We start from the raw sequence: 26776 nt of genomic DNA, 5'->3' as shown, positions 1-26776 counted from the left end.
GCGGAGCCGCCAACTCTACTGGCCGTGATGCTTTGCCGTCAGCCTGCGCATCAGCGGCAGCGCCGCCAGCGCAATGAGTGTACAAGCAATGGCCGCCACGCCCAGCTTGTTGAACAGCGCCGTGTACACGGGCAGGGTCTGGACCGGGTCGGTCATGTCGCTCGGCACCGCCGCCAGGTTGGCCACCACGCCGCCCAGGTACTGCGAGATGCCCACGCCCACGTAGTAGGCGCCCATCATGAAGCCGCCCATGCGGGCCGGCACGTAGCGCGCGATCATGGCCAGGCCGAGGCCGCTCACCAGCAGCTCGCCCAGCGAATACAGGCCGTAGCCGGCGATCATGATCCACGACGAGGTCAGGCCGTTGACAGCGAACTGGCCCGCCACCCCGTAGGTGAAGAAGCCGGCCGCCACCACCGTGAAGCCGAGCGCGAACTTGGCGGCGATCGACAAGTCCTTGCCGCTCTTGCCGGCGCGGGTGTAGATCCAGGCCAGCACCGGGCTCAGGACCATGATCCAGATCGCGTTCAGCGCCTGGAACTGGGCCGGCGACCAGGTCCACAGGTGCAGGCCGAACAGGGTGAACTCCAGGTCGACGTTACGCAGCGCGAACAGCGACAGCGAGGTCGACATCTGCTGGTAGAAGATGAAGAAGAACACGGTCTGCAAGGTCAATACCAGCGCGGCCACCAGGCCGGCGCGTTCGCTCGGCTGGCTGGAGCGGATCAGGTGCACGAAGATCCCCAGCACCACGATGCCGGCCACGTAGACGAAGGCGCGCGCCAAGGCCTGGTATTCGAGGATCACGGCCGAGGCGCCGACCGCCACCACGGCGCCGGCCAGCACGGCCATCAGCTTGCCCATGTGCAGGGGCTGGGAGTCCGGCGGCGAGCCGATGTGGCTGACGGTATGGCGCAGCGCGGTGATGGTGAGCAGGCCGACGATCATGCCGGCGCTGCACACGCCGAAGGCGACGTGCCAGCCCAGCTCGCCGCCATGGGTGGCGTTGACGTAGTCCTTGATCCAGGGCGTGGCCAGCATCGAGATGGTGGAGCCGACGTTGACCGCCATGTAGTAGATGGTGAAGGCGCTGTCGATCTTGGAATCGTCGCCCTCGTAGATCTTGCGCACCAGGTTGGCGTTGTTGGGCTTGAACAGGCCGTTGCCGACAACGATCACGCCCAGCGCCGAGAAGGTGAACCAGGTGTTCGTGGTGGGCACCGCCATCAGCGCGTAGCCCAGGCCCAGGATGGCGCCGCCCAGCAGCACGCTGCGGCGGGTGCCGAGCACCTTGTCGCCGATCCAGCCGCCGATGGCCGGCGCCACGTAGATCAGCGCGGCGGCCGCGCCCCACACCAGGTTGGCGCGGCTGTCCTCGAAACCGAGGCGCTGCACCATGAAATACACGATCAGCGCCTGCATGCCGTAGTAGCCGAAGCGTTCCCACAGCTCGATCAGCGCGAGCGTGAGGAAAGATCGGGTCTGGCTCGGACCCTGGCCGACCGCCGGCGGAATATGCCTGTCCATACGTCTCCTGAATTGAACGGCCGGGCTGGCCCGGCAATAAGCAGGCGATCCTACGCGCTCCGCATGCAAGAAGCAATCTTGACAGGTGCTGCACTGCGGCAGCGCCTTGCCCTGATGTGCCGCGCGCGCCATCCCGCCGAGGCCGCCAGTTTGCGGGCGCGACCCGAAACCGGGGCCCGCTTGCGTGGACTGGCCCGGCGACGCAAGGCGACGAGGCGGCATGGCACAGGTAGCGGTGGTCGCAGGGGGACGGTGATCCGCCGCCGCGGGGCTAGCGGTAGCCGTCGAAAATGCAGCCCACGTGGGCGTCCACCACGAGGGCCATGCGCCTGGTGTCGCCGAGCTGGCCCGGGAAACGCTGCGCGGTCGCGCTCGCGCAGGCATCGCTGCGCGCACGCACGAGGGCGCGGCAGGCGCTGTCCGTCAGGCCGAACTTGTTGCGGGCGCAACCTTCTTCCAGGCGCGCCGCCAGCTTGTACAGGACGGTGGCGTCCACTTCCGACATCGCGATCACCGCATCGGCCGCGGCCACGCCGGCCGCGGATTCCTGCGGTTCCGCCACGGCGGCCACGTCGTCTTCGGGCAGCGGCGCCTCCTCCCTGCGCTGGAGGAGGACATGCAGGCCCCAGCCGAGCACGACCACCAGCAGGATCTTGAGCAGCGGACCGCAGTCCCAGGGCTGGCTGGCGGCCGTCTCCGTCATGCGTGCGCTGCGCAGGGCCGCGGCCGGTGCGCTAGGGAGGCTGCCGGACTTGGCGTAGCAAATTCCACAGGCGGGGCATTGCCAGTCGGGGTTGGTCGCATCGGGCGGACGGACATGGCTGCACTTGGGACAAATCACGGACATGGCAAGACGGCTTTGCTGGACATTGAGAAAACGGCAAGTGTAGCGGGGAGCAAGGCCGGAAAAGCGCGCGGATTGTCACATCGAAACTTTTAAGCAAACGGCATGGGCGCCCGGGTCGTGTGGGGAACGCGCAGCCGCCTCCTGGCGGACAGGTCCGGGGCCGCGCCCGCGGGTTATACTGGAATTGCCGCGGCCTCAAGTCCGTGCAGGACCCCATGAATCCGCATATCGACAAGGAAATGCCAGCAGGAACCTCGGCTGCCCTCGGGCCGAGCGGCTCGCTACGGCCCTTCCTTGCCTTCCTGCGCGGCCGGCTGGCGCTGCTGCTGGTGTGGCCGGCCCTGGCCCTGGCCGCCGCCGTCGTGTTGTGGGGCTTTGTCCTGCTCGATCTCGACCAGGAGCTGCGGGAGCGGCGAGTCGAGCTCGCGCATCAGGTCGATGCCTATACCCGCAGTTTCGTCATCCGCACCCGCCGCTCGATCGGCGAAACCGACCGCCTGCTGCTGCTCTTGCGCCAGAACTGGGCCACCTCGGGCCGGCGCAGCGACCTGAGCGGCACCATCGAGGCAGGCATCTTCTCGAGGCAGTATATTTCTGCGGTGGCGATCCTCGACCGCGCGGGCGTCGTCGTGACCAGCACCCATCCCGAAGCGGCGGGGCGCTATTTCGGGGACCAGGAGTACTTCAGCGCCCAGCAGCGCGCGGCCGGCGACCGGCTGCTGCTGCACGGGCCGATCCCGGGCCGCGTGTCGAAGCGCGAAGTGATCATCTTCTCGCGCCCCTTGCTGGCGCCGGACGGAGGCTTCGACGGCATCGTGCTGGTCTCGGTCTGGCCCTCCTTCTTCACCCAGCATTATGCGGAACCCATCCTGCGCGAGCACGGCTTCGTGGGCCTGGCCAGGACCGACGGCCGGGTGCTCGCAACCCGATCGGGCAACACGGACCATGCGCCCGGCGCCTTCCTGCTTGGCGCAGTGCCGCGGGACACACCGGCGGGCGTGCGCCGCCTCGACGGCCCGGCCTGGTTCGCGGACGCGCGCGCGCGGGTGGTCGGCTGGCAAACCTTGCGTGACCTGGGACTGGTGGGCATGATCGGGGTGGACGAGGACACCGCCATGGCCGTGTACCAGGACCATCGCCGCGAGGCGCTCGCCGGGGCCTGGCTGAACACCGGCTGGATCCTGCTGGCCACCTTGCTGGCCACGAGTTTCTACGTGCACGCCAAGTGGAAGCAGCACCAGATCGAAGCGATCCGCGCGACCTACCGCCTGGCCACCGAGGATGCGGCGGAAGGCTTCTTCATCGGCCGGCCGCTGCGCGATGCGCACGGCGTGGTGCGCGACTTCGTCCTCATCGACTGCAACCAGTACGGGGCCGACATGTTCGGCAAGCAGCCGGAAGACGCGATCGGCCACCGCCTGTCCGAGTTCTACCAGGGCGAACTGTTCCGCAGCACCTGCGGGCGCATGTGCAAGGCGCTCGAGACCGGCTTCTACGACCGCGAGCTCGAGGTGCACCCGGCCCCCGGACAGCCCCTGAAAGCGCGCTGGATCCGCTACAAGGCGGTGCGCGCCGGCGGCGACCTGGCGGTCACGATCCGCGACATCAGCGAGAGCAAGGCTTATCTGAGCGAACTCGAGCGCCGGAGCAATTCGGACGAGCTCACCGGCCTGCCCAACCGCTACTGGATCCAGCAATACCTGCCCAAGGCGATCGGGGATGCAAGCGCGGGCGGCCATGGCCTGGCGGTGCTGTTCATCGACCTCGACGGCTTCAAGACCGTCAACGACGCCCTCGGCCATGCGGCCGGCGACGAATTGCTGCGCACGGTGGCCAAGCGCCTGGCCACGGCCGTGCGGCCGCGCGACCATGTGGTGCGCCTGGGCGGCGATGAATTCGTGGTGGTGCTGGAGCACGTCGACGGCGCTCCCGACGTCGAGCACGTGGCCGGGCGCGTGCTGGGCGCCTTCCACGACGGCTTTCACTTGCAGCAGAGCACCCACGTGCTGAACGCCTCGATCGGGATCAGCATGTTCCCCGAGCATGGCGAGGACGCCGAGACCCTGCTCAAGCATGCCGACATCGCGATGTACTCGGTCAAGACCGACGGCAAGGGCAGCTACCGCTTCTTCCAGTCGCGCTTCTTCGAGGCGATCCGGACCCGGCTGGAGACCGAGATGGAAATGCGGCGCGCGCTCGACCAGCACCAGTTCGTGGTGCACTACCAGCCGCGCGTGGACCTGCTGGACGGCACCGCCTCGAGCATGGAGGCGCTGGTGCGCTGGGAACGTCCCGGCAAGGAGCTGATCGGGCCCGACCACTTCATTCCGCTGGCCGAGGAAACCGGCCTCATCGTGCCGCTCGGCGAACAGGTGGTCGACAGCGTCTGCCGCCAGCTGGCCCACTGGGCGCGCGACGGCGCGGTGCTGGTGCCAGTGTCGGTCAACGTCTCGCCGCGCCAGTTCAGCCAATGCGACATCCTGGCCATGTTCCGCGACGCGGTCGCCCGCCACGGCATCGACCCCGCGCTGCTCGAGATCGAACTCACCGAGTCCTCGATGATGCAGGAAGGGGTGGGCGAATCGGGCGTCTTCGCCCAGTTGCGCGCGCTGGGCATCAAGCTGTGCATCGACGACTTCGGCACCGGCTATTCCTCGCTGTCCCAGCTCCAGCGCCTGCGCTTCGACGTGCTCAAGATCGACCGCGCCTTCGTGCTGCGTATCGAAAACCCGGACGGCGATACCCTGATCGCCTCAATGATCGCGATGGCCCATGCGCTCGGCATGCGGGTCGTGGCCGAGGGCGTCGAGAACCAGCGCCAGATGCGGCTGCTGCAGACGCTCGGCTGCGACGAGGGGCAGGGCTACTACTTCTCGCGCCCGGTGCCGGCCGGCGACGCCCAGCCGCTCGGCGCTTACAGATTCGCGACACTCTCCGGACAATAAGCCCGAAAACGCGTTCGCGCTCCGCCCTAGAATCCCCGCATCGACAACCGGCCGGCGGCCTGCACACCGTGGCCTTCAAAGGGGATAGGCATGCAACATCACATCACACCAGGCGTGCTCGCGGCCGCGGCCGCCTGCGCGCTGCTGCTGGCCGGCTGCGGCGGCGACAGCGGCGGACAACTCGACGGCGGCGGCGCGCAGATCCCGGACGTCTCGCGCATCGACCTGCTGGCCAGCGATGCGCGCGGCATGGAAAGCGTGGTGCTCAAGGACGGCGCCGCCTTCGTCTCGCTGTCCAACAGCGCCACCCAGGGCACGGCGGTCATCAAGGCCGCGCTGCCCTTGAGCAGCGCGTCGAACTGGACCCCGGTGGCCCTGGGCGGCTGCGCCCTCGGGCCCGTCGGGGACTTCATCGTGCGCGCGCCCAAGCTCAGGATGGCGGGCGACACCCTGTGGCTGATCCAGCCGTGGACGGAAGGGCCGGACCCGGCGGTCCAGGAACATTCGGCCTGCACCATGGCGGCGCAGGCGGCCAGCTTCGCACCGCGCGACGCCGGCCTGCGCGCCTGCAACGAGTACTTCTGCTCGACCCTGGACATGAGCGACATCAAGCTCTCCGGCACGCGCCTGTACAGCAACGCCGGCGCCGGCCTGAACCTGTTCGGGTCCAGCGACGGCGGCGCCACCTGGCGCGTGCTGCGCGGCCAGTTCGATGCGATGATGTGCACCCACACCTCGTTCCAGGTGGTGGGCGAGCGCGTGCTGGTGGGCGGCGAGTGCCCGCTGGACTTCGCCTTCCTCGAAGCCTACCAGCTGTCCGCCGACGGCCTGTCGCTGGCCAGCCAGGACAAGCTGGCGCTTACCGTGCCCGCGCTGCAGAACCGGAACATCCAGTTCATCGAGCAGGTCGGCGGCGCCCAGCGCGTTTTCGTCGGTGTCGAGGGCGGCCTGCTGCGCAGCGAGGACGGCGGCAAGAGCTTCAAGTTCGTGATCCACCATCCGGTCGAGGGCGGCCGCATCTATCCCTACGTGAAATCGATCCTGGCCCTCAAGGGGAGGCCGGATACCCTGGTGGTGAGCGGCTTCGACAAGAAGAACGCGAAACCCTACCTGGCCGTATCGCGCGATGGCGGCACGAGCTGGCAGGAGCTCTCCAGCATGTTGCCGGGTTACAGCCAGCCGCCGGGCGGCGACACCAAGGCGGCGATTCCGACCTCGCTGGCGGAAGATGCGCAGGGACGGGTCCTGATCACGCTCAACGAGCGTGAAGACGGGCAGGGCAGGCTGCTGCAGCTGACGCTCGGCCGCCGCTGACCGGCGCTCCGCGGGCCGGCGGATCATGCACCGTCCGGCTCGCATGAAACAAAACTACATAGGGAATCGCGATTTGTGTCATGCTCTCGTCTGCGGCTGTCCAGCGGCCGCCCGTTCACGACAACCAGAACAACGACAGCGACGACATGACAAGAACTCCGATTGCCCTGGCGCTGGCCCTGATGGCCAGCCAGCCTGCCTTCGCCCAGAACGCCGACCGCCTTTTCGAAGGGGTGACGCGCGCCCAAGACACGCTCGAGATCGCGACCAGCGACGGCCGCTACCTGATCCGCCCCTACGCGGCCAACATCGTCGAGACCAGTTTCGTGCCCAAGGGCGAACGCCCGGATTCGGCCTCGCACGCGGTGGTGCTGGCGCCAGGCAAGGTCGCGGCCAGCTTCAAGGACGAGGGCGGGCGCATCGTGTACGCCACCGAAGGCATCAGCGTGGTCGTCGACAAGCAGCCCTTCCGCATCAGCTACGCCTATAAAGGCAAGCCGCTGGTGGCCGAGAAGCGCGGCTATGCCAAGGGCGCCGGGCTGGAGTCGATCGAGTTCGCGCTGGACGGCGGCGAGGCCCTGTACGGCGCCGGCGCGCGCGCGGTCGGCATGAACCGCCGCGGCAACCGCTTCCGCCTGTACAACCGCGCCGACTACGGCTACGGCGCGCGCTCCGAGCTGCTGAACTTCACGATCCCGGTCGCGCTGTCCTCCAAGCGGTATGCGATCCACTTCGACAATCCGCAAACCGGCTGGCTCGACTTCGACAGCCGCCGCGACGGCACCCTGCGCTATGAAGTGAGCGGCGGACGCAAGACCTACCAGGTGGTCGCCGGCGACAACTGGGAGCAGGTCATGGACGGCTACACCAGCCTGACCGGCCGCCAGCCGCTGCCGCCGCGCTGGGCCTTCGGCAATTTTGCCAGCCGCTTCGGCTACAAGAGCGAGGCCGAGACGCGCGCCGTGGTCGACAAGTTCGCCGCCGAAAAGATCCCGCTCGACGCCGTCGTGCTCGACCTCTACTGGTTCGGCAAGACCGTCAAGGGCACCATGGGCAACCTGGACTGGGACCGCGGCACCTTCCCGACCGCCGAGAAGATGATGGCGGATTTCGCCAAGAAGGGAGTGAAGACCATCGTCATCAGCGAACCCTTCGTCCTGACCACCTCCAAGCGCTGGCAGGAAGCGGTGGACCAGAAGGTGCTGGCGGTCGATGCCGAGGGCAAGCCCTTCGTCTACGACTTCTATTTCGGGAATACCGGCCTGGTCGACCTGTACAAGCCGGAAGGCCGCGACTGGTTCTGGAACATCTACAAGGGCCTGAAAAACGGCGGCGTGGGCGGCTGGTGGGGCGACCTGGGCGAGCCGGAGATGCACCCGAGCGCGCTGCTGCACGCGGCAGGCAGCGCCGACCAGGTGCACAACATCTACGGCCACGACTGGGCGCGCCTGATCGCGGACGGCTACAAGAAGGACTTCCCGAACGAACGCCCCTTCATCCTGATGCGGGCCGGCTATTCGGGCTCGCAGCGCCACGGCATGATCCCGTGGTCGGGCGACGTCAGCCGCAGCTGGGGCGGCCTGCAGTCGCAGATGGAGATCGCGCTGCAGATGGGCATGCAGGGCCTGGCCTACATGCACTCGGACCTGGGCGGCTTCGCGGGACCGGTGCTGGACGACGAGCTGTACGTGCGCTGGCTGCAGTACGGCGTGTTCCAGCCGGTGTTCCGCCCGCATGCGCAAGAGGCGGTGCCGGCCGAGCCGGTGTTCCGCAACGAGCGCACCAAGGTGCTGGCGCGCGAGGCGGTGTGGCTGCGCTACGCGATGCTGCCCTATAACTACACCATCGCCTTCGACAACAGCCGGAACGGCATGCCGCTGATGCGTCCCCTGATGTTCGTCGAGACCGACCCGGACAAGCCCTTCGACCGCTCGACCACCTACCTGTGGGGCCCGGACTTCCTGGTGGCCCCGGTGGTGGAGCCGGGCGCGACCCGCTCCGAGGTCTACTTCCCGACCTCGAGCAAGGTCTGGTTCGACTTCCATACCGGCGACGCCCATACCGGCGGCGTGCTGGAAGTGGTAAAGCCGGAGGACGCCCACATCCCGGTCTACGTGCGCGCCGGCGCCTTCATCCCGATGGCCAAGGTGGCGCAGACCACGCGCGACTACGACAGCCGCCAGATCGACCTGCATTACTACCACGACGCCTCGGTGGCCGCGTCGAACGGCAAGCTGTATGACGACGACGGCGAGACGGCCGACGCCTACGCCAAGGGCATGTACGAGATCGTGCGCTTCGCCAGCAGGTACGCGGCGGGCAAGCTGGAGGTGGGATTCGAGACCGAGACCGGCAAGGCCTATGCGGCGGCAGAGCGGGGCTTTGCGCTGAAGGTGCACAACGTGCATGCCAAGCCGCGCGCGGTGAGTGTCGACGGGCGTGCGGCGCGCTTCAACTGGAACGCGAAGCACAAGCTGCTCGAAGTCGGCGTCCCTGCACGCAAGGGGCAGGCGGGGAAGGTCGTGATCTCGCTGTAAGCGTGATCGGGTAATTCACTTTCACCGCTAACCCTAAGACCGTCGTCCCGGCGCAGGCCGGGACCCAAGTTTGCACGCGTACCACCTGCGCTTGCTGTAAGTGGCTACGCGAAGCAACTTGGGTTCCGCCCTCCGCCGGAACGACGTGCTGACGCTAGCGATGATCGCGCTTACCGCGCCACGATCAGCCGCAACCCCAAGCCAATAAAAATCGCCCCCGCCACCCGATCCAGCCACATCCCCGCCGTCGGCGTCCGGTTCAGCCACTGCCCGATCGCCCCCGAGAAGTAACCCAGCATCCCGAACAGCAGCGCCGCCTGCGCGGTAAAGGTCAGCCCCAGCGCCGCCGTCTGCCAGTTCGCATCCCCGCGCGCCGCCACCACGAACTGCGGCAGGAAGGACAGGAAGAACAGCACCACCTTCGGATTGATCGAATTCGCCACCAGTCCCTTCACGAACAGCTGGCCCGGCGTCTCGTCCGCGCCGCTGCCAGTGGCCCCCACCTTGGCCCCGCCTCGGCTGCGGATCGCCTGCCAGCCCATCCAGATCAGGTACAAGCCGCCCGCCACCTTGAGCGCGGTGAACGCCGTGGGCGAGGCGGCGATCAAGGCGCTGACGCCGATCACAGCCAGGACCGTATGGTTCAGGCAGCCGAGCGCGCAGCCGAGGCCGAAGGCGATGCCGCGCGCGCGGCCCTTGGCGATGCCGAGGCTCAGCACCATCAGGTTGTCGGGGCCGGGGGAAAGGGTGATCAGGACGGCGGCGGCCAGGAACCCGGCAAATTGTTCTGGTGTAAGCATGGATTGAATGACAAATGAAAGCGGAAGAATACCGCATCCCGGAGCGTTCATGCTCGACTGTAGTCAGCGCGCGCGGCGCCGGGCGGGTGAAAAAAGAACGCCACGCGAGGTGGCGTCCCACAGCGGTACCGCGCAGCCGGGATGACTACTTCGGCAGACCGGTCAACACACCGCTCTGGCCTTGTTGGCCGAAGCGTCCCGGGAACAGGACAAACGGACTACCGCCAGGCATCCCTCCAGAGCCGCCCGCAAGTCCGGTACCCAGCGAATCGATGCGCAGGCGGTAGAGTTTCGTCCCGTCGGCCGCGAGCACTTGCCGGGTCTCGCCGATCCTGAATACCGAAGACAAGGGGATATCGGTCGTTCGCGGTACCGGCTGCCCGTTCGGCTGCCCGAAGCCATTGATGCCGGTGAGGGCCGCGGCATGTGCCGGCAGCGGGAACAGCGCGACGCCCTGGACCGATATACTGCCCGCCGCACCGCCCGGACCGCCATCCTTGACCGCCGCGGTGGTCGTTGCTTTGCCTCCGAGCGATCCGCTTGCTGCATAGTAGAAGTGCTGCACGCCGTCCTGCAGGAAGACTCCGCCGCGCACCGTCTCCACATCGGCGCCGGTAATCAGGTCGATGTCGCGCATGGTCAGCATGCCGGTCCCGAGAATGGTGATATGTCCGCCAGCCCCCCCGGCCCCGGCCGGCTCGCCGAACGCTCCCATGCCCCCTGATGTCAGTAGACCCCGGGTGAAGCCTGTCTGGGTTGGCAGGGCCCGCAAGGGCGTGCGCTGCCCGGCGACCGGTGTGGCGCCACCGCTTGTCAGGTTGAAGGGCGGCGGCGGCGGCAACTCGGCGCCGATATAGAACGGTGGAAGACTGGTGACGGTAATGCCGTCCCTGAAGGCGGGGCCGACGCCAAAGGCCGGTCCGTTGCCGCCGCCGACGAACAGATTGGCGGAGCCGCTATGGATGGTGATGCTCCCCCCCGCGCCACCCGTGCCGGTGTAAGGCAGGACCGACGTCGTGGCGTTGCCGCCCCGGGTGATTATCGTGGGTAGCAGTAGATTCTGGAAAGCCTGGCTATGGAACTCGACTTTTCCGCCGTCGCCACCACGGAAGCGAACGCCCGCATCATGTTTTCCGGTGGCGTCAATCAGGCCCTGGATGATGGGCGAGCCCAGGGTGCGGACGGTCAAGCCGCCGCCATCGAATTGATTGGTGGCGCTTACGAGGATGCGGCCGTTCGGCGCGAGGTAGAAGGTGCCGGTTACGCGCAGCTCGGCCGGACCCTCGACCACCAGGGTGCCTGCGATGATGACGTCGGTGAAAAACTCCGTGCCGGCGCCGACGTGGTGCGTCACCCCGGGAGGGATGAACAACAGCTTGTTTGCAGTGGAAGCGGTAAGCTCGCCGGCAGTGAGCAATGTGGCGACGAGCCCGGGATCCGTGGCGAACTTGACCGGACCGCCAATCCCGGCGGCATTGCCGTCTCCTCCTGACGTATTGATCACACCAGTATCCTTGGCGCTCCTCCCGAGCGCCGCAACAGCATCCACGACAAGGTCGACCAGCGCGGGGCCGGCCGGTCCGCCGGCCAGGTTCGGCGTGCGCTGCGAACCCAGTGGAACTGCCGGTTGACACCCTTGCGTCACGTTGGCAGTGATCAGTACCGAGGAGCTACGGAATGTACCGATTGGGTCGCACTTCCCGCTGACGTCGTTGTGCGTCAGGATACTGTCGGTGACGGGGTCACGGGTCAGCAATCCGGTGGCGGCGTCGCGCGACGGGAGCTGGATCGTTTTGTATTTCATCGCAAGAAAATCGATCAGCCGGATCAGGGCGGCTATTTGCCGTCCGTCATAGGGTTCGCCGACGTTGTTGTAGAGCTCGATGCCGAGCGAGGGGGTGTTCTTGGGCGCCGCATGTTGCGCAACCTCGAGGTCGTCGACGATTTGATAGATGTCGCCGGTTCGATTGATGTAATAGTGCGCGAAGCGCCCGTTGCATTTGCTGGTCGCCCAGGCGATTTCCTTGTCGAATGTGTGTGCGGCCACTCCGCTGTTCGTACTATGGATAACGATATTCTCGATCGTTGTCTTGACGCGGTCGGGAAGCGGGTCTTGCGTCGAGTCGGGAATCGCCACATTGTTTTGGATCCTCACGCAGGTCCGGTGGTAGCGTGCGTAACCCAGACGCATGCCGCCAGTCGTCGGCTGGTGAATGGTCACGCTTGCCCCCCCCAGGGTCTGCAGCGCCGGCGTGAACTGGGCCGTGGTGCTGGCGGTGATGGCAGCGTATACCGAGAAGGAACGTGACCTGACCGACACCATGTTTTGCGCTTGGTCGAGCTGATGCGCGGTCGATTCGGCCTCCGGGTCGTCGCTATAGCCGCCGATCATTTCGATACTGCCGTCCGGAAGTTGGAATCCGACCGCGACGTCGCCTTCCGTGAGCGAGGGTGCGATGAGCGCGGGATCGTATGGCAGGTTCAGGGTCACGGGAACCTGGAAAACCAATCCGTGCGGTTCGAAGGAATACACTTTGCCGACATGCTTGCCGCCGGGCGGCAATGTGGAGGGATGATTGGCCAGTTCCGAGACGGTGATCGTCACCGGTGTCGTCAAGGCACCCGGCGGAATCGTCACGCTGGCGCCGCCGGGAATGCCGACTGTCCCTCCTGAGGGGCCGATCGAAGCGGATGCAGTGGGTGCGCTCGTCGATGGCGTCCCCGTGATCTGCCAACGCAAGGCGCCGGGGTCGAATGGGAACGCCCGGTCGTGGCGCAAGGTGATGGTGTCCGCCGGGGTGACGCTTCCCCCGGCCGCCAGGTTGCCGATCTGGACCTGTCCATCGATGATCGTGGTGCCAGCGCCGGCCGTGCCCAGCATCGCCGCAGCGCCGCTCAGCGCCGGTCCGGTATTCGATACGTTCACCTTGAAGACGTAGTCGTAGACGGTGCGGCCGACGCGGACCTCGGACACCTTGTTCAGGCCGGTCACGCTTGCTCCGGTCGCGGCGACGGTGGCCGCCGCGCTCTTGTTCATTGCCGCGGAGCCGGGTTCCTGTCCGCCGCCGCAGGCGACCAGGCCCAGCGCAGCGCCGAGCCAGGCGAGCGGCAGGAGCCATGCGCGCAGGACGCGATTGCGCGTCCCCATGGGAATGGGTCTCATGCTGTTCTCCTCAGGCAAGGCGGGGGGTTGGCACGGCGCGGGTGCGGGTCAGCAGAATGGCGCCAATGGCGAGCAGGGCCAGCGTGCCGGGCGCCGGCACGCCGGTCGGGGGAGGTGTGACAACGGCGGGCGCGGTGCGGCCGGAAGAGATGGTCGCGAAGCTGAGTGGATCGACGATGTCGAACGATTGGACGCCAGGCTTGCCCGCGCCGAGGAAGTCGTACTCGACAACGAAGCCGGATAGCGAGGCGCCGTTGGCCAGCGGGGACGAGAGTGCAAGCGCGTCGAAAAAACCATCTGCGGGGAGGGCCGGATCGGGCGAGACAGCGATCGATGACCAGTCGAGGGGAGAGGCATGGACGCTCAGGTTGGCATAGTCCGGGACAGCGAAGAACAGCGTGAATTCCTCGATGCTCTCGCCGGCGTCTGCCTTCACCGTGTACTCGGTGCGCCAGCGGTCTCCTGCCAGCTGCGTATTCGTATAGGTGATGACGGCGGCATTGCTGTACAGCGGGGTAACGAATAAACCGGCCAGCAAGATGCGCAAGATCTTTTTATACATGGCTTCCCTCTCCCTCTCAGTCGGTTGTGGTCACGTGGTCGTCACAGAGGGGGCAGACGCAAATTGCGTTCCAGCATTGCAAGCGCTTGATTGTTAGGCGTTCTCCTGGTTGTGCCAGGTTACATTGTCAAATGTACCGACAATTACGACACGCACGCTCAGCCTTGGCCCAGCCTGCTCAAGTCCAGCTCGACCCAGGTCGGCGCATGGTCGCTCGGCTTCTCGCGCGCCCGCACGAACTTGTCGACCCCGGCCGCCTTGAGCGCGGGCGCCAGCGCAGGGCTGAGCAGCAGGTGGTCGATGCGCAGGCCGGCGTCGCGGCCGAAGGCGTCGCGGAAGTAATCCCAGAAGGTGTAGATGGTCTCGTCCGGATGCAGGTGGCGCAGCGAGTCGGTCCAGCCCTGGGCTACCAGCCGGTGGAAGGCTTCGCGCGTCTCGGGCCGGAACAGGGCGTCGGTCAGCCAGCGCTCCGGCTTGTAGACGTCGCGCTCGGTCGGCATGACGTTGTAGTCGCCGGCCAGCACCACCGGCACGCCGGTGTCCAGCAAACCCTGGGCGCGCTGGATCAGGCGCTCGAACCAGGCCAGCTTGTAGTCGAACTTGGGGCCGGGCGCCGGGTTCCCGTTCGGCAGGTAGAGGCAGCCGACCAGCACGCCCTGGTAGGCCGCTTCCAGGTAGCGGCTCTGCTCGTCCGACGGATCGCCCGGCAGGCCGCGCTGGACTTCCTGGGCCGGGCCCTCGCGGGTGAGGATGGCGACGCCGTTCCAGCTCTTCTGGCCGATCCAGAGCGCGTGGTAGCCGGCATCGCGGATCGCCGCTTCCGGGAATTTCTCGTGCACGGCCTTGAGTTCCTGCAGGCAGAGCACGTCCGGCTGGCGTTCCTCGAGGTACTGGAGCAGGGCGGACAGGCGGCTGCTGATGCCATTGACGTTGTAGGTGACGACGAGCATGGTGTCTCCGGATGAGTCGATGCACAAGATTGTGCCCCGCCGGCGTCGGTGTTGTCGCACGCATAAGCTGGCAAGCTAAGCAAAACTCGGCCTTTATAGCGAAACGAGCATTTTCTTATGGTTATTTATTCGTTTTGGCATATATGCGTTTGTCATATACTGCCGGGATCGAATATTTTTAGCTTTGGAGTATCCATGTTCAGCCGCCGTCACTTTGTCACCAGCGCCTTTGCCTTGTCTCTACTGGCAAGCGGCGCCGCCCAGGCCGACCAGCTGGCCGACATCAAGAAGAAGGGCGAGATCGTGTTCGGCGTGCTCGGCACCGACGAACCGAACAGCTTCATCGAACCCAAGACCCGCCAGCTGGTGGGCTACGAGATCGACCTGGCCACGGCCGTGGCGAAGAAGCTGGGCGTGAAGCCCGTGTTCAAGCAGATGGCCGTCTCGGCCCGCATTCCTGAACTGCAGCAGGGCCACGTCGACGTGCTGGCCGCCACGCTGACCCACAACAAGGAGCGCGAGTCGCAGGTCGACTTCGCCCTGACCCATTTCGTCACCGGCTCCAAGGTCATGGTGCGCGCCGCCAGCGGCATCAACCAGCTCGGCCAGCTGGCCGGCAAGAAGGTGGTCACGGTGCGCGGCGGCACCCAGGAAACGAATATCCGCAAGGCCGTTCCCACGGCCGACGTGGTGACCTTCGAGAACACCCAGCAAGCCTTCCAGGCCCTGCGCCAGGGCAAGGGCGTCGCCTACGTGAACGACGAATCCTCGCTCCTGGCCGACTACGGCAAGCTGGGCCCGGCCGCCAAGGGCTTCACCATCCTGCCCACCTCGATCGGCAACGAATCGATCGCCATGGGCCTGCGCAAGGGCGAGAAGGGCCTGAAGGCCGTGGTCGACCAGACCCTGCGCGAGCTGGAAGCCAGCGGCGCCGCCGAGCAGCTGTTCAACAAGTGGTACGGCCCGGGCACCCGCGCGAACATCGCCAAGCGCCAGTTCAAGCTCGCCACCGACAAGATCTGAACCTGGGTCCACGCCTTGCAGTTCTTCGATCCGGCCATCCTGCAGTCCGGCCAGTACCATGACTGGCTGGTGCAGGGCCTCGTCCTGTCCCTGCAGCTGACCGCCGCCAGCTTCGCCTTCGCGCTGCCCTTCGGGGCCCTGGTCGCGGTAATGCGCACCTCCTCGTTCGCCCTGGCGCGCGGCGCGGGCGCGGTCATCGTCGAAGGCATCCGCAACGTGCCGCTGCTGGCGCACCTGCTGTTCTGGTACTTCGCCTTCCCCGAGCTCCTGCCGGAAGGCGCGCGCGAATTTTTGTACGCCCACAATCCGGAAGCCGTGTGCGCCGTGATCGCGCTGGCGCTGTATAGCGGCGTGCACATGGCCGAGGACATCCGCAGCGGCATCCGCGCCGTCCCGGCGACCCAGCTGGAAGCGGCGCGCTCGCTCGGCCTGGGCCGGGTGGCGGCGGTGCGCCTGGTGCTGCTGCCGCAGGCCTTGCGCGCCTCGGTGCCGCCGCTGCTGTCGCAGACCGTCAACCTGTGGAAGGACACCAGCGTGGCCACCGTGATCGGCGCCGCCGAGATGATGTACCAGGCCGCGCGCGTGGAGACCAGCAGCTTCCGCAGCGTGGAGGCCTTCACCTTCGCCACCCTGGCCTACCTGACGGTGTCGCTGCTGATCTCGCTGGCGGCCCACCTCTACCAGCGCCGTCATCCGGTGCGTCCGGCATAAGATCCATGCTCGAACTGATCGATACTTACTGGCTGTACTTCCTGGTCGGCCAATATCCCGAGGGGCCGCTGGGCGGCCTGGCGCTGACCGTGCTGCTGTCCGGCGCGGCCCTGGTGCTGGCGATGCCGCTCGGCCTGCTGCTCGGCATCGCCCGCGTCAGTCCCTGGCGCGCCGTGCGCTGGCCGGTGGCGGCCCTGGTGCAGCTGGTGCGCGCGGTGCCGCTGCTGCTGGTGGTGTTCTGGGTATACTTCTTCCTGCCGGCCGTGACCGGCGTGAAGACCGGCCAGGCCAGCACCATGCTGATGGTGCTGGTGCTGTTCGACGGCATCTACCTGGCCGAGATCGTGGCGGCCGGCGTCAAGGCGCTGCCCACGGGGCAGATGGAAAGCGCGCGCTCGCTCGGCCTGAGCTATGGCCAGGCGCTGCGCCACGTGGTGCTGCCCCAGACGCTGCGCAACGGCCTGCCTTCGCTGGTGAGCCAGCTCGTGTCGACCATCAAGGCGACCTCGCTCGGCTACATCATCGGCCTGTCGGAAGTGTCCTTCATCGCCACCCAGGTCAACACCCTGGTGTTCACCCAGGCGGTCGAGGTCTACCTGATCCTGGCCCTGACCTATTTCGTGCTCTGTTTCGGCCTGTCGCGGCTGGCCTTCCTGTTCGAGCGGCGCCTGCAGGGGCGCGCCGTGCGGGTTCTGTAAAGGATGTGTGAACGATGATCGTTCTGGACAAAGTCAACAAGTGGTACGGCGACTATCACGCCCTCGTCGATGTGAGCGAGCGGGTGGAGAAGAACGAGGTGCTGGTCGTCTGCGGGCCCTCGGGCTCGGGCAAGTCGACCCTGATCCGCACCCTTAACCGGCTCGAGGAGATCGACAGCGGCCGTATCGAGGTCGACGGCCGCGACATCCACGCGCGCGGCCTGGACGTCAACAGCCTGCGCGCCGGCATCGGCTTCGTGTTCCAGCATTTCAACCTGTTCCCGCACCTGACGGTGCTGGAAAACTGTACCCTGGCGCCGGTCCGGCTGAAACGCGCCAGCAGCAAAGAGGCGCGCGACCATGCGCTGCAGCTGCTGGAGCAGGTGGGCCTGGCGCACAAGCGGGACGCCTATCCGAACGAGCTGTCCGGCGGCCAGCAGCAGCGCGTCGCGATCGCCCGCGCGCTGGCGATGCGCCCGCCCATCATGCTGTTCGACGAGCCGACCAGCGCGCTCGACCCCGAGATGGTGGGCGAGGTGCTGCAGGTGATGCGTTCGCTGGCGAAACAGGGCATGACCATGGTCTGCGTCACCCACGAGATGGGCTTTGCGCGCGAGGTGGCCGACCGGGTCTGGTTCATGAGCGAAGGGAAGATCCTGGAGCAGGCGTCGCCCGAGGCATTCTTTACCAATCCCCAGCACCCGCGCGCGCAGCAGTTCCTGGCGGACCGCAGCGGGCGCTAGCGCTCCCCGCGGGGGCAAGGCCGTCGCACCGGCGAAGGCCGGTGCCCAAGTTCGTCGCACAGTGGCGGCGCAAGCAAAACTTGGACCCCGGCCTTCGCCGGGGCGACGGTTTTGCGGCCAACGATGAGGGTTAGGCCGGCTGGAAGTTGGCGCTACTTGCGCACCAGCGACCACTGCTGGTTACTCCCGTTATTCACCGGCCACTGGATGATCTGCGCATTCTCCGCCGTGCTCTTGTTCTGCACGTCGAGCACCATTCCGCTCAGCTGGTTGGCCGCCGTGTAGTAGCCGGCGGCCGGGCTGGCGAAGCGCCAGCGCTGGCCCGCGCCTCCCCAGTATCCCCACTGGGCGATATTGGTTCCCTGGGTGGTCGAGTTGCCGTAGTTGTCCAGGCTGCGCAGGCTGTTGGCGTTGATCACGCTGTAGTAGCCGTCGCCCTGGCCGATCACATACCACTGCTGGTGGCGGCCGTTGGCGTCGCTGGCCTGCTGCACCATCGCCCCATCCGCCGCCGAGGCCCCCGCCACGCCCAGCACCTTGCCGCTCAGGCGCGACTTGAAGGCATACAGGCCGTCGCTGATCCCGCCGCAGCCGGCGAAATTGCTGAAATTGCGGGTGAGGGTGGGCCAGCCGTTGGCGTAGCTCATGCGCAGGATGTCCAGTTTCGCATTGCCGCCGTCGTTCAGGTCGTAGTAATGGGTCGACACGAAACTGCAGCCGTCCTGCTTCAGCTCGCCGATATGGCCGGGCCCACGGTACTTGCCGTCCGTGACCGGCAGCACCGTGCGCGTGCCCGAATAGGGGCCGCGGATGTTGCTGGCCTTTTGCACCTCCACGTAATAGGTGCTGGCGGCGCCGTCGCAGCATTTGCCGCGGTTGACGAACAGGTAGTAGTCGTTGCCGTTGCGGGTGATCGCGGGCGCCTCGATGTCGCGGTGTCCACCGCCCCAGATGGTGCTGATGCTGCCGGTGATCTTGCCGCTGGACTGGTTGATCTCGGCCAGCCCGATCCCGCCGAAGAAAGAACCCCAGGACATGTAAACCTTGCCGTCATGGTCGCGGAACAAGGAAGGGTCGATGGCGTTGATCTCGCCGATGCCGCCGAAGGACTCGACCACGATGCCCAGGTCGGTCCAGGCGGGATTCTTGAGCGAAGCGGTACGCGCCACGCCAATCGCGGAACTCGAGGTGCCGAAGGTCGAGACCGAATAGTACAGGTAGAAATAGCCATTCATCCGGACCAGGTCCGGCGCCCAGAATGAACCCTTGAAGTCGGGGATCTTGTTCTTGATCCAGGCAGGGTAGCTCGTGAACACCGGGCCCGGACCGCCGGTCCAGGTCACCAGGTCCTTCGAGGTCGAGTACCAGATGCCGGTGCCGGTGGTGAAGTTGAAGTAGGTGTCGCCGTCCTTGGTGATAGTGCCGGGGTCGTGCGCGTTCTTGAGTCCAGCCAGTTCGATGCCTGCTGCGGAAGCGGCGCTGAGCGCCAGACACAGTGCTGCCAGGAATTTCTTCATTGAGGTCTCCAATATTGTGATTTGTATGGTCTGCCCGGCCAGCGTAGGCGCGCCCGGGGGCGCGCCACCAATGAAATTATTCTCGGCCGCGATGCCGTTTCCGGTATCCCAGCCATGCGCAATGCATGTCGCGGAAATAACCAATAGTAACTGCGCGTCAAGAGCGTTTGCATTATTGAACTACCCATGAGTTTCTTGGCAAGATTGCCGTTCGCGCTATGTCTGCCATAGGGAAACCGCCAGATCCGACGTCACCTAGGGCAAGAATCGCCTAAACGCAACAAGATTTGTTTGAAACCGGTTGTCACACGGAAAAAGCGTGGCTATACTCGTTTCAGTGTCTGAAAAGGGCAAACTCCGCGAAAGCGGAGGACGCAAAGTCAACGGTCTAATGAGCCTTCGGGCTCGATGACGGCAGGACTGCCAGAATCGATCCGCGCAAACGCGAACGCCAGTTCGCCCTGCGGTCGCTTGCTCGCAATCCTTGAGTCGTCGCTTACTTACAGGATTCGCCAGCATGCCATTCACCTCCTCCACCTTCCGCAAGACCTCCCTCGCCATCGCCGCCGGCTTCGTGTCGCTGGCCGCCATCTCGAGCGCCAGCGCCGCACCGGGCGGTGTCCAGGGTGAATTCGCCCGCGGCCGCATCCTGGTCGAAGCCCGCGCCGGCCTGTCCGACGACGAACTCGGCAAGGCGATCAAGGCCCATGGCGGCAAGTCCGCCCGCAAGCTGGGCCAGAGCAACATCCACGTGGTGGAACTCCCGCCGGGCCTGTCGGAAGAGGACATGGTTGCCAAGCTGTCGCGTCATCCTCACTTCAAGTTTGCGGAACTCGACCGTAAAGTCTCGGTCGCCATGGCCGTGACCGACCCCTACATCGGCAGCGCCTGGCACATCAGCAAGATCGGCGCGACCGCGGCCTGGGACAGCAGCCAGGGTTCGGGCATCACCATCGCCGTGCTCGACACTGGCGTGAACGTGGCCCACCCGGACCTGAAGGACCGCATGGTCGCCGGCTACAACGCCGTCAACAGCGGCACCGACGTCACCGACCTGTGCGGCCACGGCACCGCGGTCGCCGGCGCCGCAGCCGCGACCACCAACAACGCCCTGGGCGTGGCCGGCATCGCGGGCGCCGCCCGGATCATGCCGATCCAGATCTCCTACAAGGATTCGACCGGCTGCCACGCCTATGCCAGCACCATCGCCAACGGCATTACCTGGGCCGCCGACCATGGCGCGCGCGTCGCCAATGTCAGCTTCGTCGGCATCGCCGGCAGCGCCTCGGTGAAAAGCGCCTCGCGCTACATGAAGAACAAGGGCGGCCTGGTGTTCATCTCGGCGGGCAACAACAACGTCGACGAGAACGTCGTCCCGGACACCGGCTACGTGATCGTTTCGGCAACCGACAGCTACGACAAGAAGGCCAGCTTCTCGAGCTGGGGCAGCTTCGTCACGCTGTCGGCGCCGGGAACCAGCATCTGGACCACCACCAGCACCCTCGGCTACGGCACCAAGAGCGGCACATCGTTCTCGAGCCCGGTCAGCGCCGGCGTGGCCGGCCTCTTGATGGCGGCCCGTCCGGACCTGAGCGGCGCGCAGGTCGAAGCGATCATGTACTCGACCGCGGTCGACCTGGGCGCCGCCGGCCGCGATCCGATCTTCGGCTACGGCCGCGTCGACGCCGCCGCCGCGATGGCCGCCGCCCGCGGCTACGCCGCGCCGGTCGACACCACCGCGCCGAGCGTCGCGATTTCCGCGCCGCTGGGCAGCAGCACGGTCTCCAGCCTGGTCCCGGTGAGCGTGAACGCCAGCGACAACGTGGGCGTGGCCCGCGTCGAGCTGAAGGTCAACGGCACCGTGGTCGCCACCGATAGCGCCGCGCCGTACAGCTTCAGCTGGAATTCGGCCGGCGTGGCCAACGGCATGGCCAGCCTGGTCGCCGTCGCCTACGACGCCGCCGGCAACGCCGGCAGCTCGGCCGCGGTGTCGGTGAATGTCGCCAATACCACCACCGGTACGGTAGTGACCGACACCACCGCCCCGGTGCTTGCGATCAACAACCCGGTCAACGGCGGCAGCGTCAGCGGCTCGGTCGCGGTGAGCGTCAGCGCCTCGGACAATGCCGGCGCCGCGGGCATCACCAACAGCATCGCCATCGACGGCGCCGTCAAGGCGACCGGTACCGGTGGTTCGCTGGCCTACACCTGGAACAGCAAGAAGTCGGGCAAGGGTACCCACACCATCACCGCGACCTCGCGCGACAAGGCCGGCAACGTGGCCACCAAGACCGTCAGCGTGACCGTGCGCTGATCTCCGCGGCAGCGGTCATGAAAATGGCGCCTTGGGGCGCCATTTTTTTATTCTCACTTGGCGCGCCCTGGCGCCGGCGACAAGGGCCGCGGGTCCACCCCCGCGGTGGTCATGGCCACGGGCCGGATGCTGCCGTCCTCCTCGAAGTACAAGCGTTCGATCGCCGTCTCGCGGTGATGGCCGTTGGTGTCGTTCAGCGGGCGGCGATGGTAGGCGATATACCAGTCGTCGGTGCCGGGGATGTTGACCACCGAATGGTGCCCCGCGCCCTTGGCGATCTTGCGGTCCTGGCCCAGGATGGTTCCGGCGCGCTTGAACGGGCCGGTCGGCGACTTGCCCATCGCATAGGCGACGCGGTAGTCCGGCCCCGTCCATTCTCCTTCCGACCACATCAGGTAATACACGCCCTTGCGCTTGACCATGAAGGAGCCTTCCACATAGGCGGGATCGGGCGTGATTTCCCTGAAGGTGGCGCCGTCGGGGAAGGGGACAAGGCTCAGCAGGTCGGGCGCCAGCTTGACCACATTCGCATGCTTCCACCCGCCGTAGTACAGGTAGAGCTGGCCATCGTCGTCCTTGAAGACCATCTGGTCGATCGGCTGGGCGCCGTGATGGATCTTGTCGATCAAGGGGCGCCCGAGCGCATCCTTGAACGGGCCTTCGGGACGGTCGCTGACCGCGACGCCGATGCCGCCGGTCTGCCCGTCGCTCTTGATGTCGTTGGCCCCGAAGAACAGGTAGTACTTGCCCTGGTGTTCGATGGCCGACGGCGCCCAGACCGCATAGGCTGCCCAGGCCACGTTCTCGACGTCGAGCACGTGCTCGTGCTTGGTCCAGCTCACCAGGTCGGGGGACGAAAACGCGTTGATGAAGGTCTGCTTCAGGTAGGGTTCCCAGATCAGCTCCGACTGCGCCCGCATGCGCTGCTGCCCGGCAGTAAAGGAGCGGGACCGGTCGGGCTTGCCGAAATCGTCCGAGTAGGTGGGATAGATCCAGTAGCTATTGCCGAAGATGCGGATTTCCGGGTCGGCGTACCAGCCGGGCACGACCGGATTGGCCGCCTGCGCGGGCATGGCGGCGAGGCCGGAGAGGGCAAGCGCCAGGGCTCGTGCAACAAGGACGGACTTTCTGTTCATGACTGGTACTCCGCGAAGGGTTCATGCCAGCTGCGTGGTGCAGAAACGCTTCAAGAATATCATCACTTTTTTCTCGGCAAGCAATCAGCTTCTCGTGGTAGCGGCCGTACGACTTCGATCATCCCGATTGATCCAAGGACTTACTTGATGGTGGAATTGGCGCCGTCACAACTCTGCCTTGCCACAGCTCAGTGGTTTTAACAGCTAGTAGTTGCAGCCCTGTTACCGCAAAGCGTAGCATCGTCAGGCAGACAGACAGAACATTCTCCATGTTTGTCAAAACCTGATTGAGGGAACCGTGATGACCAAGAGAAGAGACTTCCTTCGGATTGCCTCGGGTGCGGGTGTCTCCGCCTGCGCGGCGGCAGTGGTTCCGAAGTTCGCACGGGCCCAGAGCGGACGCAGCGTGAACGTGCATTACATCGACCCGAGCGTCGCGGGCCCGGGTGACGGAACGCTTGCCAACCCGTTCCGCTCATGGACCAGCGTGACCTGGGCGCCTGGCCATACCTACCTGCAAAAACGCGGCACCACGTATTCGGGGGTATTCCAGGTAGCGGCGAGCGGCACCGCGTTGAAACGCATCACCATTGGCGCGTATTCCAAGTCCAACGGCGGCGACGATACGTCCAAGCCAAAACCCATCATCATCCTGCCGCCGGCGCCCACCACGCCGGCCAGCGGGGCGTCGATCGCGGTCTACAAGCAGGAGCGCGATTTTGTCACCTACCGCCACCTCGACATCCGGAACAGCGCCTTGCCGGAGGCGAGCGATGCGGCGATCATCTGGCTGGGCAATTACTGCGTTTTCGAGAACTGCAATGTGAGCTCGAATTGCGCCGGCGTGTACATCTTCGAAAAAAACGGCGCGACCGTCTCCGGCTGCGTGCTCGACGTTATCAGGAACGGTCCGAGCTTCGGCAACCAGGGGATCCTGGTCGCCGGGAACACGAATATGGACGACATCCGCTTGCTGAACAATGTTGTCCGCCACCGCGGCGGCGGGACGGTGGCATCGCATGGCATCCGCTGTGAAACCTACAACAGCGCCGCCTTCATCACGCGCCTCGTCATTCGCGGGAACAGCGTGTCTCCGCCACCCGGAGTCGATGTCAACCCGAACCGCAGGGCAATCGGCATCTACCTGGTCCAGGGACAGGCTGCCACGCTGGACAAGAATACCGTCACCGGCATGCTGACCGGTATCTTCATCAACGGTGGAGACCGCAGCTACGTGGGCAACAACAACTGCAGCAAGAACATGAACTTCGGCATTCATATCAGCGGCCTTGCCAAGTCCTACATCATCGAGCGGAACACCTGCAATTACAACGGCGGGACCTTGACCACGACCTATTACGGGCGCGGCATCGAGCTGTCCTCCGCGGACGGGCAGGGCGCCGTCTCCGGGCACACGATCCGCTACAACACCTGCCGGTTCAACTTCAACTATGGCGGCCCGCTGGACAACGGTTCGGAAGGCATCGGCATCGGCGTGGACGATGGGACCAGCAAGTGTTCGGTGTATGGGAACATCATCTCGAACAACGAGGGGAACGGGATCCAGGTGTATGGCGGCGGCGATCGGGCCAAGTGGACCGACACCGGGGGCCACACGATTGACTCCAACAAGATGGATTCGAACTGCAGCTTCTCGGTCCTGGGCCGGCGCAGCGGTGGAAAGACGCCCAGCCAGTTCCAGGCGCATATCGCGCTGGCTTACGTCTACGGCAGCCCGACCATCGTTTCGAAAAACACCTTCTCGGGAAGCACGCAAATGGGGGTCTATACCGACGGCACGGATGAGAACATTACGATCGTCGGGAGTGTCTAGGAGGCTTGCTGCGCCCGGCGAAATGACCGTCCGGCCCACAGCAAGACTTGCGACCATTCGGCGCCGCGCCAACTGGCGATGAAGCCCGCAGCCATGCCGGCGTTGACATCGGCGGCCTGGACATAGCGGTCGGCTTGCACCGATCGCAGTCGTCCGCTCTTTGGCGAAGTAGTATCCGTCTTGGGTGAATTCGCGAAGCGCGACTCCGTTCGCAATGTCTTCTAGGCGTCAATTGGCTATGGAGAATGTGCCGTGGAAAACTCCGACGAAGGTGATCCGTTAGAATCTAAAAAGTTTGCTTTGGAGAAAGAAAAATTTGCTTATCAGAAAATTCGCGATCAGGCGATTGATCGGGCTGAACAACGTGCCAAGCGCTGGGCGCAGCTATCGATCGTGGTGCCCATCCTTGCAATCATCCTCTCCTTCTTGACGAATGCATCTCTTGAAAGAAGCAAGTCCACAGCCGCCGGCCGCCAGGAGCAATTGCGTGTTGACCGAAATTTTATCGACAAACAGCTTTCGGATCTTTACTACCCTTTAAGACTCAGGCTGGAAAAAGATTCAGCGGTTTGGACGCTGGCAGGCCAGCTTTCACTTGAAGCGCGGGAAAAAACTTCTCCGGAATTTTCAAATTACGTGGAAAAGTCCATTCTGATTCCAAACCATGAAGAAGCGATCAAGATCATCGATCAAAATCTAGCCCTCATAAAAAACGGTCGCGAGACATATGATCCTACGAAGTTGATGGACGCAATCAATCACTATCAACGACATGTCGCCGCCTACAAAGCGCTCAGGGCAGTCAATACTCTATCTGCAAATCCGATTGAGTTGGGGGAGGATTCCGAATTCCCTAAGGAGTTGGCTCCGCTGATTGTCAGTCGGATCAACGATCTTGAAGCTCAGCGCGCATTGCTCAGCGACGAGCTTCGAGGCGCCGCAAGGTGACGCGTGCTTTTACCATCTAAGGGAGAGTGCTGCAGACGCTGTTCAACAAAATTACCGCGCGTCACCAAGCGACGCGCACCGCTTGCTAGCAAGGGAATCCTTCACTGGCCCCGTCTTCCAGGCAAATTTCAGGATTTCCAGTTCTTGAACGACGATCCGGACAGGCCGTCCATCCGCATCGACGACCGTGGCAGATGCTTTGTCATTGCTGTCAAAGAATTCCAGAGTATTCGCCGCTTGTCTGAGGTCGTTGAATTCCCAGATATCGCCATCGTCCCAAGTCACGCTGATGGGAAACCGGGGCGAAAGTCCTGTCATCGGCTATTTTCCTTATGGCGACAGTATCGAATGCTTGGCTGTCGAAGTTTCAATGCAGTGTCGGCTATTGATCTGAAACCACCCGGCCAAGCGCATGCATCGAAGCCTACTGTCGCCTACAGCCGCACATTCAGAACTGCTCGTCCGGCCGCAAATACCGCCACTGCCCCTGCGGCAAATCGCCCAGCTTGACCTTGCCGATTCGCACCCGCTTCAGCCCGATCACCTTCAGCCCGACCATGTCGCACATGCGGCGGATCTGGCGCTTGCGGCCTTCCTTGAGGGTGAAGCTGAGCTGGTCGTCGTTCTGCCAGCGCACCTTGGCCGGCAGCAGCGGCTTGCCATCCATCCACAGGCCGTGGTTCAGCTTCTTCAAATCGGCGTCCGGCAGCGTGCCCGGCCTGGTGTACTGCACCCGCACCAGGTATTCCTTCTCGATAGCCGTATCCTGGCCGATCAGCTGCTTGGCGATGCGGCCGTCCTGGGTCAGCACCAGCAGGCCCACCGAATCGATGTCCAGGCGGCCGGCCGGCACCAGGCTGCGCAGCTGGGTGGGATGGAACTGGTCGGTCGAGGGATCGTCCGCCCAGCGGTTCTCCGGCTTGACCAGGGTGACGGCCGGCTGGTAGCCGTCCTCGGCCTGGCCGCTGACGTAGCCGACCGGCTTGTTGATCAGGACCGTGACGCGCTTGGACTGCTCGGCGGCGGCCTGGCGCTCGACGGTGATGCGCTGGGAGGGCAGCACCTTGCTGCCCAGTTCGGACACCACTTTGCCGTCCACCCGCACCCAGCCCTTGGCGATCCATTCATCGGCTTCGCGGCGCGAGCACAGGCCGAGTTCGGACATACGTTTGGAGAGGCGGAGCGGTTCGGTCATTGGTCGGAACTG

General features: G+C 65.3%; 20 protein-coding genes and 1 riboswitch. Of the genes, 10 read left to right on the top strand and 10 right to left on the bottom strand.

All coding sequences use genetic code 11. The features are described from left to right. Positions 1–15 precede the first annotated feature (15 nt). On the bottom strand, positions 16–1527 hold the full coding sequence (locus tag KBW98_RS04845) for a peptide MFS transporter (protein ID WP_211519005.1): 1512 nt from the start codon (positions 1525–1527) through the stop codon (positions 16–18). A 271-nt stretch (positions 1528–1798) separates the two neighbouring features. Beyond that, a complete protein-coding gene (locus tag KBW98_RS04840; protein ID WP_211519004.1) occupies positions 1799–2374 on the bottom strand; it encodes a hypothetical protein in 576 nt (191 codons plus the stop codon). 215 nt (positions 2375–2589) lie between these two features. Between KBW98_RS04840 and KBW98_RS24045 the strand changes: the two genes are divergently transcribed. From KBW98_RS24045 to KBW98_RS04825, 3 genes are all read left to right on the top strand, one after another. Further along, entirely contained in the window at positions 2590–5319 is a 2730-nt protein-coding gene (locus KBW98_RS24045) for an EAL domain-containing protein (protein ID WP_211519003.1), read from the top strand. Between the two features lie 90 nt (positions 5320–5409). Further along, on the top strand, positions 5410–6633 hold the full coding sequence (locus KBW98_RS04830; RefSeq protein ID WP_211519002.1) for a hypothetical protein: 1224 nt from the start codon (positions 5410–5412) through the stop codon (positions 6631–6633). A 146-nt stretch (positions 6634–6779) separates the two neighbouring features. Further along, entirely contained in the window at positions 6780–9170 is a 2391-nt protein-coding gene (locus tag KBW98_RS04825; RefSeq protein ID WP_211519001.1) for a TIM-barrel domain-containing protein, read from the top strand. 170 nt (positions 9171–9340) lie between these two features. Here the strand turns inward: KBW98_RS04825 and KBW98_RS04820 are convergent, their stop codons facing one another. The 4 genes from KBW98_RS04820 to xth form a co-directional block, all read right to left on the bottom strand. After that, positions 9341–9970, bottom strand: coding sequence for a LysE family translocator (locus tag KBW98_RS04820; protein WP_211519027.1), 630 nt, complete (start codon positions 9968–9970; stop codon positions 9341–9343). Positions 9971–10115: 145 nt separating this feature from the next. Next, entirely contained in the window at positions 10116–13133 is a 3018-nt protein-coding gene (locus KBW98_RS04815; protein ID WP_211519000.1) for an N-acetylmuramoyl-L-alanine amidase, read from the bottom strand. 10 nt (positions 13134–13143) lie between these two features. After that, a complete protein-coding gene (locus KBW98_RS04810) occupies positions 13144–13695 on the bottom strand; it encodes a hypothetical protein (RefSeq protein ID WP_211518999.1) in 552 nt (183 codons plus the stop codon). 158 nt (positions 13696–13853) lie between these two features. Next, a complete protein-coding gene (gene xth / locus KBW98_RS04805) occupies positions 13854–14645 on the bottom strand; it encodes an exodeoxyribonuclease III (protein ID WP_211518998.1) in 792 nt (263 codons plus the stop codon). 195 nt (positions 14646–14840) lie between these two features. Between xth and KBW98_RS04800 the strand changes: the two genes are divergently transcribed. From KBW98_RS04800 to KBW98_RS04785, 4 genes are read left to right on the top strand one after another with little or no spacing between them, the layout of a single operon-like run. Continuing rightward, positions 14841–15668: an ABC transporter substrate-binding protein gene (locus KBW98_RS04800; protein ID WP_211518997.1), complete on the top strand. Its 828-nt coding sequence runs from the start codon at positions 14841–14843 to the stop codon at positions 15666–15668. Positions 15669–15683: 15 nt separating this feature from the next. Further along, positions 15684–16379: an amino acid ABC transporter permease gene (locus KBW98_RS04795; RefSeq protein ID WP_211518996.1), complete on the top strand. Its 696-nt coding sequence runs from the start codon at positions 15684–15686 to the stop codon at positions 16377–16379. Between the two features lie 5 nt (positions 16380–16384). Next, on the top strand, positions 16385–17077 hold the full coding sequence (locus KBW98_RS04790) for an amino acid ABC transporter permease (RefSeq protein ID WP_211518995.1): 693 nt from the start codon (positions 16385–16387) through the stop codon (positions 17075–17077). A 14-nt stretch (positions 17078–17091) separates the two neighbouring features. Next, positions 17092–17820, top strand: a complete 729-nt coding sequence (locus KBW98_RS04785) for an amino acid ABC transporter ATP-binding protein (RefSeq protein ID WP_211518994.1) — start codon at positions 17092–17094, stop codon at positions 17818–17820. A 152-nt stretch (positions 17821–17972) separates the two neighbouring features. Here KBW98_RS04785 and KBW98_RS04780 read toward each other — a convergent pair whose 3' ends face one another. Further along, a complete protein-coding gene (locus KBW98_RS04780) occupies positions 17973–19337 on the bottom strand; it encodes a family 43 glycosylhydrolase (protein ID WP_211518993.1) in 1365 nt (454 codons plus the stop codon). Between the two features lie 339 nt (positions 19338–19676). Beyond that, positions 19677–19765, top strand: a riboswitch (cyclic di-GMP riboswitch). Between the two features lie 89 nt (positions 19766–19854). On the opposite strand from KBW98_RS04780, the gene KBW98_RS04775 reads away from it, so the two are divergent. Next, on the top strand, positions 19855–21651 hold the full coding sequence (locus tag KBW98_RS04775; protein ID WP_211518992.1) for a S8 family serine peptidase: 1797 nt from the start codon (positions 19855–19857) through the stop codon (positions 21649–21651). Positions 21652–21704: 53 nt separating this feature from the next. On the opposite strand, the gene KBW98_RS04770 is transcribed toward KBW98_RS04775, so the two are convergent. Next, the gene (locus KBW98_RS04770; RefSeq protein WP_211518991.1) at positions 21705–22787 is read right to left on the bottom strand and encodes a glycoside hydrolase family 43 protein; all 1083 of its coding nucleotides are present in this window, start codon (positions 22785–22787) and stop codon (positions 21705–21707) included. 301 nt (positions 22788–23088) lie between these two features. Here KBW98_RS04770 and KBW98_RS04765 point away from each other — a divergent pair, with 301 nt between their 5' ends. Next, a complete protein-coding gene (locus KBW98_RS04765) occupies positions 23089–24621 on the top strand; it encodes a right-handed parallel beta-helix repeat-containing protein (protein WP_211518990.1) in 1533 nt (510 codons plus the stop codon). 252 nt (positions 24622–24873) lie between these two features. Beyond that, entirely contained in the window at positions 24874–25569 is a 696-nt protein-coding gene (locus tag KBW98_RS04760; protein ID WP_211518989.1) for a hypothetical protein, read from the top strand. Between the two features lie 51 nt (positions 25570–25620). Here KBW98_RS04760 and KBW98_RS04755 read toward each other — a convergent pair whose 3' ends face one another. Beyond that, positions 25621–25887, bottom strand: a complete 267-nt coding sequence (locus KBW98_RS04755; protein ID WP_211518988.1) for a hypothetical protein — start codon at positions 25885–25887, stop codon at positions 25621–25623. A gap of 130 nt (positions 25888–26017) precedes the next feature. Continuing rightward, entirely contained in the window at positions 26018–26764 is a 747-nt protein-coding gene (locus KBW98_RS04750) for a pseudouridine synthase (RefSeq protein ID WP_211518987.1), read from the bottom strand. Positions 26765–26776 lie beyond the last annotated feature (12 nt).

Origin of the sequence: Massilia sp. ST3 (genome assembly GCF_018119405.1) — a bacterium.
GTDB lineage: Bacteria > Pseudomonadota > Gammaproteobacteria > Burkholderiales > Burkholderiaceae_D > Telluria.
The sequence above is the reverse complement of the archived record's forward strand: the minus strand, read 5'-3'. Positions and strand labels throughout refer to the sequence as shown.